Annotated in this window: 14 protein-coding genes; 9 read left to right on the top strand and 5 right to left on the bottom strand. The window is 23.8% G+C overall.

All coding sequences use genetic code 11. The features are described 5' to 3' along the window. The first annotated feature begins 54 nt into the window (after positions 1-54). From CP965_RS00180 to CP965_RS00145, 8 genes are all read left to right on the top strand, one after another. A complete protein-coding gene (locus tag CP965_RS00180; RefSeq protein ID WP_129060011.1) occupies positions 55-798 on the top strand; it encodes an MlaA family lipoprotein in 744 nt (247 codons plus the stop codon). A 3-nt stretch (positions 799-801) separates the two neighbouring features. After that, positions 802-1,392 carry a Tgt2/MlaC family protein gene (locus CP965_RS00175; protein WP_129060010.1) on the top strand — a complete coding sequence of 197 codons (591 nt, stop codon included), beginning with the start codon at positions 802-804 and terminating at the stop codon, positions 1,390-1,392. After that, positions 1,373-3,865: an efflux RND transporter permease subunit gene (locus tag CP965_RS00170; protein WP_129060009.1), complete on the top strand. Its 2,493-nt coding sequence runs from the start codon at positions 1,373-1,375 to the stop codon at positions 3,863-3,865. The genes CP965_RS00175 and CP965_RS00170 overlap by 20 nt, the downstream gene beginning before the upstream one ends. Then, entirely contained in the window at positions 3,865-4,440 is a 576-nt protein-coding gene (locus CP965_RS00165; protein WP_129060008.1) for an LOG family protein, read from the top strand. The genes CP965_RS00170 and CP965_RS00165 overlap by 1 nt, the downstream gene beginning before the upstream one ends. Before the next feature lie 257 nt (positions 4,441-4,697). Next, a complete protein-coding gene (locus tag CP965_RS00160) occupies positions 4,698-5,105 on the top strand; it encodes a ModE family transcriptional regulator (RefSeq protein WP_129060007.1) in 408 nt (135 codons plus the stop codon). Positions 5,106-5,108: 3 nt separating this feature from the next. Next, positions 5,109-5,750 carry an HAD family hydrolase gene (locus tag CP965_RS00155; protein ID WP_129060006.1) on the top strand — a complete coding sequence of 214 codons (642 nt, stop codon included), beginning with the start codon at positions 5,109-5,111 and terminating at the stop codon, positions 5,748-5,750. Between the two features lie 249 nt (positions 5,751-5,999). Beyond that, the gene (locus tag CP965_RS00150; protein ID WP_129060005.1) at positions 6,000-6,749 is read left to right on the top strand and encodes a hypothetical protein; all 750 of its coding nucleotides are present in this window, start codon (positions 6,000-6,002) and stop codon (positions 6,747-6,749) included. 68 nt (positions 6,750-6,817) lie between these two features. Further along, positions 6,818-7,285 carry a ferritin family protein gene (locus CP965_RS00145; protein WP_129060004.1) on the top strand — a complete coding sequence of 156 codons (468 nt, stop codon included), beginning with the start codon at positions 6,818-6,820 and terminating at the stop codon, positions 7,283-7,285. On the opposite strand, the gene CP965_RS00140 is transcribed toward CP965_RS00145, so the two are convergent. Genes CP965_RS00140 through CP965_RS00120 form a run of 5 tightly spaced genes read right to left on the bottom strand, consistent with a single transcriptional unit; the run spans position 7,286 to position 10,821 of the window. Then, positions 7,286-7,576: a hypothetical protein gene (locus CP965_RS00140; protein WP_129060003.1), complete on the bottom strand. Its 291-nt coding sequence runs from the start codon at positions 7,574-7,576 to the stop codon at positions 7,286-7,288. Positions 7,577-7,584: 8 nt separating this feature from the next. Next, complete coding sequence (locus CP965_RS00135) at positions 7,585-8,796, bottom strand: hypothetical protein (protein ID WP_129060002.1); 1,212 nt, start codon at positions 8,794-8,796, stop codon at positions 7,585-7,587. Positions 8,797-8,847: 51 nt separating this feature from the next. After that, on the bottom strand, positions 8,848-9,405 hold the full coding sequence (locus CP965_RS00130; RefSeq protein WP_129060001.1) for a TlpA family protein disulfide reductase: 558 nt from the start codon (positions 9,403-9,405) through the stop codon (positions 8,848-8,850). Further along, the gene (locus CP965_RS00125) at positions 9,406-9,843 is read right to left on the bottom strand and encodes a disulfide bond formation protein B (protein WP_206732223.1); all 438 of its coding nucleotides are present in this window, start codon (positions 9,841-9,843) and stop codon (positions 9,406-9,408) included. It lies immediately after the preceding gene. Between the two features lie 54 nt (positions 9,844-9,897). Then, positions 9,898-10,821 carry a class I SAM-dependent methyltransferase gene (locus tag CP965_RS00120; RefSeq protein ID WP_129060000.1) on the bottom strand — a complete coding sequence of 308 codons (924 nt, stop codon included), beginning with the start codon at positions 10,819-10,821 and terminating at the stop codon, positions 9,898-9,900. 94 nt (positions 10,822-10,915) lie between these two features. Here CP965_RS00120 and CP965_RS00115 point away from each other — a divergent pair, with 94 nt between their 5' ends. Then, the gene (locus tag CP965_RS00115) at positions 10,916-12,829 is read left to right on the top strand and encodes a sensor histidine kinase (RefSeq protein ID WP_129059999.1); all 1,914 of its coding nucleotides are present in this window, start codon (positions 10,916-10,918) and stop codon (positions 12,827-12,829) included. Positions 12,830-12,885: the final 56 nt, after the last annotated feature.

Genomic DNA, 12,885 nt, shown 5'->3' with positions numbered 1-12,885 from the left:
TTGAATATAATTTTTAGCTATAATCATAGCTTTTATTAATAAGGAAAATTAAAAATGAAAAAAATATTTGTTCTTTTTTTTATAATACTAAATATCAGTTTCGCTCAAGAGATAGAAGAAAACAATTTTAATGATGACTTTTCTAATGAATTTATCATTGAAGAAAAAAAACAGTTTGACCCTTTATCTGGTTATAATCGAGCAATGACATCTTTTAATGACTTTTTTTATTTAAATATTTTAGAACCTACTGCAAAAGGATATGCAATTGTTGTTCCTGAAACAGCAAGAGTTGGAATTTCAAATTTTTTTAATAACTTAACATTTCCTATTAGATTTGTAAACAATATTTTGCAACTAAAATTTGATTCAGCCTTACAAGAGTTAGGAAGATTTGCAGTTAATACAACTTTTGGATTAGCTGGTTTTATGGACCCTGCTTCAGAAGAGCTACAACTTTATGCAAAAAAAGAAGACTTTGGACAAACATTAGGACACTACGGTATAGGAGAAGGCTTTCATCTAGTATTACCATTTTTTGGACCTTCTAATTTAAGAGATACAATAGGTTTACTTGCTGATGGATATGTTAATCCTTTAACTACATCAAATGTTTATGACGATAAGGTTTTCAAAGTTAAAGATAGAGAAAAATATATTTTATCAATTACAAATGTAATTAATGATACCTCTTTAAATCCAAATAGATATGAAACTTTAACAAAAGATGCTATTGATTTATATCCATTTTTAAGAGATACATATAATCAAAAAAGAGAAAAAGAAATAAAGGAATAACTAATGCTTAAAAAATATATTATATCTTTTATTATATCAACAACACTTCTTTTTTCAATAACAAAAGATGAAATAAAATCTACTATGAGTAAAAATATTGAAGCAGTTTTAAATATTTTAAAACAGAATAAACTTACTCATGAAGAAAAAGCTAAAGAAATTATTTTAATAATGAATGAAAACTTTGATTATGAATTAATGTCAAGATTATCTTTAGGTAAAAAGTGGAAAGAATTAGATTCTAACAAACAAAATAACTTTATAAAACTTTTTGAAAAAGTCTTAAAAGACTCATATATTGATAAGTTAAATCTATATACTAATGAAAAAGTAAAAATCATAGGCTTACAAGAGCCTAAAAAAAATAGAGCTATTTTAAATACAGAGATTGTAGGTAAAAGTGATAATTATCAGATTGACTATAAATTTTATCAAAAGACTAAAGAAGATTGGAAAATTTACGATGTGTCTTTAGCAGGTGTTAGTATTATCCAAACATATAGACAACAATTTGCAGGATTTCTAAAAGATAAAACTTTTGATGAGCTTGTAAACAACCTAAAAAATAAAATTAATGATAAAAAAAGTATTTGATTCTTCCGTAATTAAGCACCCTGTTAAATCTTTAGTTTTTTTACTAATAGGGATTGCTTTTTTAGCTTATTATTCTACTAAGTTAGAAATTGATGCTTCTGCTGAAACTTTACTTCTTGAAAATGATAAGGATTTACAATTTTCAAGGGAAGTATCAAAACTATATCACAATCCAGATTTTTTAATTGTATCCTTTACACCTAAAGATGACTTATTATCAGAAAAAACACTTAAAATAATAAAAAACATTTCAGATGATTTTTTACAAATTGAAAATATTGCCTCAATAACTTCAATATTAAATGTTCCCCTACTTCAATCACCTGTTCAAGAAATATCTAAATTGATTGGAAATATTAAAACTCTTGAAAACAATCAAGATGTCAATAAAGAATTAGTAAAAAAAGAGTTTTTAAATTCAGAGATATATAGAGATTCTTTAGTTAGTAAAGACTTTAAGACAACAGCTATAGTATTAAATTTAAAAATAAATGAAGAATTTTTTGATTTTATTGAAAAAAGAAACACTCTTTTAGAAAAAAAGAAAGCAAATTCTATTACAAAAAAAGAATTAAATGAATTAGAAAAGATAGAAATAGAATTTAAGAAATTTAGAGATGAACAAAGGCAACAAAATAACAAAGATATTCAAGATATTAGAAAAATAATAGAAAAATATGAAAATGAAGGGAAACTATTTTTAGGTGGAGTAAATATGATTGCTGATGATATAATCAGCTTTGTAAAAAATGACCTAATAATATATGGTTCATCTTTAATTGTTATCCTTATGATAGTTTTATGGATTATTTTTAGACAAGTTATTTGGATTTTACTTCCATTATTTATTTGTACTTTATCAGTTATTTCTACAACAGGTGCATTAGGATATTTTTCTTGGGAAGTTACTGTAATATCTTCAAATTTTATTGCATTACAACTAATAATTACAATTTCTATAGTTCTTCACTTAATTGTAAGATACAATGAGTTAAATAGAAAATATAAACATGCAAGTCAATACAAACTAGTAATTACTACTTTATTATCAAAATTAAGTCCTTCATTTTTTGCAATTATTACCACTGTTGCTGGTTTTGGTTCTTTAGTTTTATCAGGTATCCAACCAGTTAAAAATTTAGGATGGATGATGAGTACAGGTATTTTAATATCTTTATTTATTTCATTTATTGTATTCCCAACTATTTTAATTTTATTAAAGAAACTAGATATCAATAAAACACCTAAACTCAAATTAAATTTAATTTCTTATTGTAAAAAAGCCGTTGAGAAAAAAGGTTCTATGATTATATTAATAGCAGCAATCCTTATGTTTTTTTCTCTAACAGGGGCATCAAAACTTCTTGTAGAAAATAGTTTCATTAACTATTTTAAAGAATCAACACAAATTTATAAAGGAATGAAAGTTATTGATGAAAAATTAGGAGGGACAACCCCTTTAGATATAATAATAACTTTTAAAGATAAGAAAGAAGAAAAAATTGATGAACCTGTAGTTGACGATGAATTTTCCTCATTTGAAGATGAATTTGCGCAAACTAAAGATGAAGAACAATACTGGTTTACAAAAGATAAAATGGACACTATACTAAGAGTTCATAATTATCTTGAAAACATTGAAGAAATAGGTAAAGTACAATCTCTGGCTACTCTTTTAAAAGTTGGAAAAACTTTAAATAATAATAAAGAATTAGATGGTATTAGTTTAGCACTACTATATAAAGAATTACCAGAAGAATATAAAAAAATGATATTAAGTCCTTATATAAATATTGAACATAATCAAGCAAGAATAAATACCAGAATTATTGATTCAAATCCAAAGTTAAGAAGAGATGAACTTATAAAAAAAATCAATACAGAACTTCCTGAAGTAATAAATAGTTCCAATGTGGAATTTAGATTATCAAATTTAATGATTTTATATAATAATATGCTTCAATCATTATTTGATTCTCAAATAAAAACTTTAGGCTTTGTTATAAGTATACTTTTTATTATGTTCTTAATTTTATTTAGGTCTTTTAAAATTGCTATTATTGCTCTTTTAGCAAATATAATTCCTATTTCTATTATCTTTGGGATAATGGGCTGGCTTGAAATTCCTTTAGATATTATGACTATTACAATTGCAGCAATTTCTATAGGTATAGGAGTTGATGATACAATTCACTATATACATAGATTTCATGAAGAGTATAAAAAAGACCATAATTATATTGAAGCAATGAAAAGATCCCATGAAAGTATTGGTTATGCAATGACTTATACCTCACTTGTAATAATTATAGGTTTTTCTATTCTTGTATTATCAAATTTAATTCCTACTATATATTTTGGCTTATTAACTGTTGTTGTAATGGTTACAGTTTTAAGTTCAGATATCCTTTTACTTCCAAGATTATTAATTCTATTTAAACCTTATGAAAATAAAAAGAAAGGAATTATTTAGTGAATATTGCAATTTATTGTGGTTCAAATTTTGGTAAAAACAAAATATATGAACAAGAGGCTATACAAATGGTAAAGTTCTTAAGTAAAAAAGATTGTTCCATTGTGTATGGAGGAAGTAAAGCTGGATTAATGGGCATAATATCAAATACAGCTTTAGAAAAAGGAATTAATGTATATGGAGTAATTCCTCATGATTTAGCCAAAAAAGAATTAGAAAATGAAAAACTTTTAAATATATATAAAGTAAATACAATGAGAGAAAGAAAAGAAAAGATGGAAAGCTTAGCTGATGCTTTTATAGCTTATCCTGGAGGTTGTGGAACTTTAGAAGAAATATCTGAAATACTTACTTCTATTCAAGTAGGATATTCATCTAAACCTTGTGCTTTTTATAATATAAACAACTATTATGATAACTTACTTCTTTTTTTAAAAAATGCAGTAAAGGAAGGTTTTATGTTAAAAGAGCATTATAACTCAATTATTGTTAGTGATAAAATAGAAGATATTTATGAGAATTTTGAAAATTATACTGCACCAAAAAGTAAATGGGAACTATTAGAAAATCATTAATTTCTTATTAACTTTTTGTTTCTTCCTTGTTAATATTCAGCCTATATAATTTAAATATTAAATAAGTAAACTTAACTACTTTTTTTAATATTTTGTGAATTGTCTCCTTTAAAACAGAGCGTCTCTCCTTGCTCTGTTTTCTTAATTCATTTATTTTATATTTTAAGTATAAAAGTTATACATTTATGACAATTGCTACACAAATGTTATGTTATAATTGTATAATCCAAAAAAACTTTTAAGGTACTAAAACGAAGATGAAAAAACTTGACAATGTTCAAAAAGACTTGTTGCTGACAAACTTAGATGAAGATGGTAAACTTTCATGTCTAAAAGCATTTAAAGTAGCTAGACTTATTGGTATGAAACCAAAAGATATGGCAGAAGTAACAAAATCAATGAATATTAAAATTACAAACTGTGAATTGGGTGTTTTTGGTAAAATTAAATTTTCACAACTTGATGATAACATATATGATAAATTATCTAAAAACTTTGCTCAAGAAAAAAAAGTTGAATGTGAAATAGCTTGGTATACTGCAAGAGATAAAGGTGCAAGCCTAAGAAAAGTTGGATCAACAATAAATAATTCAGATATAAAAGTAACACACTGCCAACTTGGTTGTTTCTATGATGAAGAGTTTGAAAAATATGATGATAGGTAAAATTTGAAGAAAAAGTTTATACTTTTTGATAATGATGGAGTTTTAGTAGAAACTGAAAACTGGTACTATGAAGCTAATGTTTTAGCTTTAAAAGAAGTAGGAATAACTCTTGAACTAGATAGATACTTAGAAATTATGGCTAGAGGTGGAACAGCTTGGGAATTAGCCTTTGAACAAAATATAGCTCAAAATATTGTTGATAAACAAAGAGAAAAACGAGATTTAATTTATCAAGATTTTTTATTAACAAAAAATATAGAAATCCCAAATGTTCAAAAGATATTAAATGACCTAGCAAAAAATTATAAAATGGCAATTATTACAACCTCAAGAAGAGTTGATTTTGATTTAATTCATAAAAATAGAGGCATTGTAGATTTTATGGATTTTACTCTTTGTGTTGAAGAATACAAAAGAGCAAAACCCTACCCTGATCCTTATTTAGCAGGATTAAAAAGATTTAATGCAAAAAAAGAAGAAACAATTGTGGTTGAAGATTCCCAAAGAGGACTAAGTTCTGCCTATAATGCAGGAATTGATTGTATTATAGTTCATAATGAATTTACTAAAAGTCATGATTTTTCTAAAGCAACTTATCATATTAAGAAATTAGAACAATTAGAAAAAATACTTGAATTTAGTTAATAAACAAAAAGAGAGTAACTTTAGCGAAGGAGAAGAATAAATACTTAAGTTACTCTCAATTTGCGTTTTGGCTGTGTAGTTTACATCAAAATTTTTTAATGTAGAGAAATTTTAACAGAAGATTCTTAACAAAAAACTAGTCTATAAAACAAATAGGAGTATTTTAGTCTTATTTAAGCTTTTGACTTCTTTAACATAATTATGAGCAAGCTTAGGATATTATAACACAATTGAAAACAAGGGAAATATATGCAGTATTTTGGAGTATTAGAAACAAAATATGAAGAAGTTTTTTTGACTTCTAGTTATCTTTATCTTAATAAAGAAGATGAAGAAATTGATACTAAACAATTTAAACAATTAATTAAAACAAACAAAGATAAAAAAAAGAATATTATTGGAACAATTATATTATATAGTCCAATAGTTACACCTATTGATTGTGATTCCAATACATTTTTACTAAATCAAGACTTTGATAAATATGATGAGTTAGTAGAATTAAAAATTGAAAACTATTTAACAATCTTTAAGCAGGCTATGAAAAATAAATTTGAAGGTAAAATAGTTGAAGTCATAAACTTATTTAATTTAGTTGAAAAAAATATAGATGCATCATCATTATTAATGAAATTTGATTCAGATTTAGAAATTTATTATTCTCAGCAAAATACTGAATTTGATAGAGATATTATGTATTTAGATTGTAAAAATATAATCCCTAAAGGAAAGTTTGTATTTTTCGCTTGGGGAGAGAAAATCAATCCTAAAGAGTTTATTTATATAAATAATTATGCTCAAACTATCTTTAGAAGATGCAAATTTGAACTCAATAAAAATGTTGCTTTTATTTATAAAAAAGAAAAAACTTTACAATGGGCAGAAGACTTTATACAATTTGCTTCAATTTCTCAAACAAGTAAATATAAAAACTCTATTAATAATTCAATAAAAAAATCTTTTGAAAACTTTCCTCCTACTTGTGAAGCTTATGAATAAAATTGACTTTATGTAATATAGTTTGATATTATTAAGTAATTATAATTATTTTTTATAAAGGAAATAAAATGAATGTTTATCAATATGCAATGAAAGTAGAAAAAGAAGGTGAGGCTTATTACAGAGAATTAGCTTCCATGTCACCAAACCCAGGATTAAAAAGAATTTTTTCTATGCTTGCAGATGAAGAAGTTAAACATTATAATATTTTCAAAGATATGATGAAAAAAGAGAAATTAAATTTAAATGAATTAAATTTACTTACTGATACAAAAACTATTTTTGAAACTTTAAAACAAGAGAAACACAATATAAACTTTAACAAAGAACAAATAAGATTTTATAAGGATGCTATTGCTAGAGAAGAAAATTCCCATAACTTTTATATTGAAAAATCTAAAGAGATTGATAATAAAGAAGAAAGAGAAATCTTTATCCAAATTGCAAATGAAGAAACAAAACATAGAAAAATTTTAGAAGAAATTGTTGTATTTTTAGAAGAGCCTGATAATTGGATAGCTAGTGCAGAATTCTAATTAAAAAGAAGCAAGTTTTTTGATTAAAGCTTTTGCCTCAGACTCATCAAAAAAGATATTATTATGAAGTTCATTACTAGCTTTTTTTAAATATTGTATTTTTTGTTTTGATAATTCTTCATTATTATTTTTGTACTTATCTACAAGTTCTTTCATCTCTTTTTCATATTTTAAAATAAGTTCTTCTTTTTTTATAGCTTGAGATTTATGTTCTTTTTTATCTGAAGAACTAAAATATAAAACTAAAAAGAAAATTGCTGCTAAAAATATTAAAATAATTACTAATTCCAAATCATTTCCTAATCTGCTTTTGGCTGAACTACAAGTTCAGTTTTATTTTTCTTAGAAGAGTTTTGATTAAAAGATTTTGCTTCTATTGCAATAGATTCTGCTCTTTTAGCAATTTTTAATGCTTCTTCAATTTTTTTATTATTTTCAATATCTGTTTTAATTCTATCAACTCTTTCTATTAGACTTCTAAACTCTTCATGTCCTAAAACTTCAAGTACTCCTTTTGCCCGAGAAACATATTCAATATGCTTTTCATCTCTCCAATTTGAAGTTAAAGAATTGTCAATATAGTTTTTATAATCATTTTGTATTTCAATAGGATTTGCAATAAAAGATAAATCTAAATCCAAATCTTGTTTCTTATCAAAATACAAATAATACAATTGTTGCAAATAAGATTGAAGTTCTAAAGTTTTTATATAATCATAAACTTTTTCTTTTTCTTCTTTTTCATATAAATAATCTAAAATATTTACTGATATTTCATCTTTTCTTGAAGTAAATAAATTGTCAATTTTATCTTTACAAAACTCATAAATTTGTTTTGATTTTTCTTTTTCTAATTTTTCTATAAATTTAAAAAGCTCTAGATTATAAGAGAAAGAAAGCTTTTTAAAGGTATCAATTAATCCATCTAAAATTAACCAAGGGTTATCCTGCTTATTAGCATAACTTACAATAGCATTTATATTATTAAATTCTTTTTCATTAAAGTGAGTATTCTTATAATAAATTTCTATTTGAGAATAAAGGTTAACATTTAATAGTTCTAAAGACTTATCTTTTAAAAAGTTTGAAAGAGTTTCATTTTTGTATTTATTTTTAATATTTGTTGATAACATTAAAAAATTATCACTTAAATACTGATAATTATTTATTTTTTCTTTTATTTGAAGATCATTTAAAAGAGTTATTGCTTTTGATAAAACTTTGTCTCTATTCTTACTTAAAGTTTCAACAGCTTTAACACCTCTTTTTGGAGTTTGTTCAATAATAAAATCTATTTTTTCTATATATTCATCAAATGTTTTAAGCTCATTGATAGACAAAATGTCTTTTATTACCTTAGCCTTAATTATACTATGCCGTACAAAAAAGACTAATGAAATTAATATCAAAGCAAAAATAAATAATATTAATAAACTTTCATTTGGTGCTTCTTGAAATATTGTAGTTAAATTGAAGTTTGATTCTTTAACTATTTTAAAAAAATTATCCATACATAAATCCCTAAAAAATAATTAATAGTATACTAAAAAAAACTTCATACTCTATTTACTAAGATATTTTTCTAACTCTTTTTCCCCAATTTCACCTATAAATCTTTTAATAAATTTTCCATCTTTAGAATATAAAAAAGACTCTGGAATTTTTTTGATATCATCAAATGCTTTTGCCATTCTAAAATTTTCATCTCCTACTACAATAGGAAATTTAATATTATGCTTTGAAATAAACTCTTTTAACTGTTTTTCATCTTTATTTTTTTCAAATAAAACTCCAATTATTTCAAATTTATCATTATACTTTTCATAAATCTTATTAAGTGTTGGCATCTCTTTTATACAAGGAGGACACCAAGTTGCCCAAAAATTTATTAAAACAAATTTTCCTTCTAATTGCTTTGAAGTTAATTGTTCATTTTCAACTTTTAAAGTAATTGTTTTATCATCTACTGTTTTTAAAGTATATGTCTTATTGCTAATTTTCTTTAATTCCTCAAAACTACTACTATCTTCTTTTACACTTACTGCTTCATCATTTGAATTACAAGCTGTAAATAAAAATGTTGCTAAAAAAGCAAAAAAAAGTATTGAAAGTTTTTTCATCTATTTTCCTTTATTATTTAATTTTTTTTGACCTATTATCAAAAGAATAAGAATCGAAAGATATGAAACTAATGATAAAAAAGGTATATTTATAAAACCTAAAAATTGTATATATTCAGTAGAACAAGGTACTCCTTGTTTACAAGGTACTACACTTTCTGGAATAATTTTCCACATTAATAAGTTATGATAAATTGAAAAAAGTAATCCTATAAAAACCAAAATAAAAGAATATTTAAACAACTTATCATCTGGATATAATAAAGATATTAAAAAAATAAATACCAAAGGATACATAAAAATTCGTTGATACCAACACATACTACAAGGAACAAACTCCATTATTTCACTAAAGAACAAAGAACCTAAACTTGCAAAACTTGCTATTAAAAACATTATTAATACTATTAATGAATTTATTGATTTTTGTTTTTCCATAAATTTCCTATTTTTTGTGTAATTTTATTTTATTTTTGTGTATAAAGTGTGTATTTACCTTATTGAAGTTGCTGTTAAGAAAGTATAATATTTTCCTGTTAAAGTAACTCTAAATTTCTTTTGTTGTAAATATTTTTTACAAAATACAACATCTTTATAAAGTAAAGACATTTCACTAAAATTATAATTTGGAACTTTTGCTCCATAAATAACCTCCCCATTTATCCATCTTGAGTTTGGAAAGCCCAAAATAAGTGCACCATCTTTTTCTAGATAATTTTGAACTATATTCATAAAAGTTTTATTTAAACTTAAATTTGAACTTTGTAAAGTTCCTATTGAAATTATTAAATCAAATTTTCCTAAGTTTAATTCATCTAAATTATTTATATCATGAGAAAAAAACTTAATATTTTTATATTCTAAAAACCTATTTTTAGCTTCATTTATTGCTGTTTTACAATAATCAATCCCTATAAATTCACCCTCAAAAAACTCTTTTTCAAAAGCTTTTTTTATTAACTCAAACTCTTCTGCTTTATTAACTCCTAAATTAAGAACTCTTTTTCTTTTAGACAAAGTTACATTCTGTAAAGCTTTTAAATAAGTGATCAATATTTCAGGTTCTTCATTTTTATTTATTCGAGAAAATAAAGAATCTTTCCCATATTTTTCTTCAATATTATCTATCTTATGAAAACTGTTATTCTCAAGCTTTTTAAAAGTTAGTTGAACTGTTTTTTCATCTAAAAATTTGGGAGTCATCAATTTATAAAAAAATTTTTCAGCTAAATCAATCCAAGCTTTATAAGGTCTATAAAAACAATTTTTATTATTTATCAAAACACTCTCTCCTGAGTATTTATCGTCAAATAAATCTGGATTAACAACTTTAAATATTATTTCTTTACAATCTTTATTTTTCTGGAAAACTTTATATATATCATACATGGAAATTTCAGTAACATCACAATTCATTGTATTTAATCTTTTTATCAAATTATAACAAAGTTAAGTTATATTATGATAATTTTTATTACTTTTTTATACTAATTAAAGACTAAGACAAAATATGAAATTCCAAAATGAAAAACAACTATTAAAAATCATAAAATATTCTCCCTCAATTTTTGTAATCATTATATCAATAATAATAATAATTTTACAATTTATTGATAAAAACTCTACTTTTGAAAGAGAAAAAAATAGAATTACACAAGAATATATTCAAAAAAATAAGAACCTAATAAAACAAAGAGTTCACAATACTTATGATTATATTTTAAAAGAGAAACAAAACTCTAAAAAGCAATTAAGAAATTCTTTGAAAGCTGCTGTTAATAATGCTCACTCAATAGCAAAAACTATTTATGAAAACAATAAAGATAAAGACCCTGAACTTATAAAAAATATTATTATTGATGCTCTTAGAAGTATTAGGTTTAATGATGGAAGAGGATACTTCTTTGTTTATGAAAAAACAGGGAAAAACCTTTTATTACCATTTAATGAAGAACTTGAAGGTCAAAATTTTATAAATCATCAAGACTCAAAGGGAACTTATATACTTCAAGATATGAAAAAAATCTTATCAAAGTATGATGAAACATATTACTCTTGGTACTGGTATAATCCAAAAAATCCATATAAAATGAAGAAAAAACTTGGTTTTATAAAAAGTTTTGAAGCCTTTGATTGGTTTATTGGAACAGGAGAATATATTGAAGATTTTGAAAAAAAAGTTCAAGAGAATATATTAAAGCAAATAAGAAAATTAAGATTTGATAATAGTGGCTATATTTTTATTATAACTTATGATTCTGTTTATTTAAGTCATATTAGAGAAGAGTTTATAGGTAAAGATGCAAAAACAAACAATGATACAGTAGAAATAACAAAAGTAATAAAAGATTTAATAGAAATCTCAAAATATGGTGAAGGGTTTTATGAATATATTCAAAATATAAAACCTGATGGACAAGAAGCAATTAAAAAGATTAGCTTTGTTAAAGGTTTAAATGATTGGTCTTGGATAATAGGAACTGGTTTTTATGAAGATGATTTGAAAAAAGCCATAGAAAATAAGAAAGAAAAACTAGATGAAGAGTTTACCAAAGCTTTTTATAAAACCTTAGAGATATCTTTTATATTATCAATTACCTTACTTATAAGTTCAATATATTTTTCAAAAATATTACAAAAAAAGTTTAGAAACTACAAACTTGAAATAAAACAGCACCTTATAGAAAACACGCGTCAACAAAATATTTTAGCACAACAATCAAAGATGGCTGCAATGGGAGAGATGATTGGAAACATTGCCCATCAATGGAGACAACCCTTGTCAGCAATAACAACTACAGCAACAGGGTTAAAATTACAAAAAGAGATGGATCTTTTAAAAGATTCCTTTTTAATAGAGAGTTTAGATGGTATTAATAAGTCAGCTCAATATCTTTCTAAAACTATTGATGATTTTAGAAATTTCTTTAAAACAGATAAAAAAGAAACAGAGTTTTCCATCCAAAAAGCTTTGGATAAAGCAATATCTCTAGTTTATGTTCAATTTCACAATAAAGATATTGAAATAATAAAAAACAATTATGATGAACAAATTATAAACCTTGAAAATGAGTTTATTCAAGTAGTTATAAATATATTAAATAATGCAAGAGATGAATTAATAAAAAAAGACCTTGAGTATAAAAAATATATCTTTATTAATGTTCATAAAAAAACAGATGGTCTATATATCTATATAAAAGATAATGCAGGAGGAATTCCAGAAAAAATAATAAGTAGAATCTTTGAACCATACTTTACGACAAAACACCAATCACAAGGTACAGGAATAGGATTATATATGAGTGAAGAAATTATTGTTAAAAATATGAATGGAGAAATTTCTGTTTCAAATACTAAATACTCATATAATAATGAAAACTATAAAGGTGCAGTATTTACAATAAAATTACCTTATAATTAATTAAAAAATAGACAAAAGATGTCATTAAAATGCAACCAAGTAATGATATAATTTTT

This window comes from Halarcobacter mediterraneus (genome assembly GCF_004116625.1).
Lineage (GTDB): Bacteria > Campylobacterota > Campylobacteria > Campylobacterales > Arcobacteraceae > Halarcobacter > Halarcobacter mediterraneus.
This window is presented reverse-complemented; position numbering and strand designations above follow the sequence as displayed.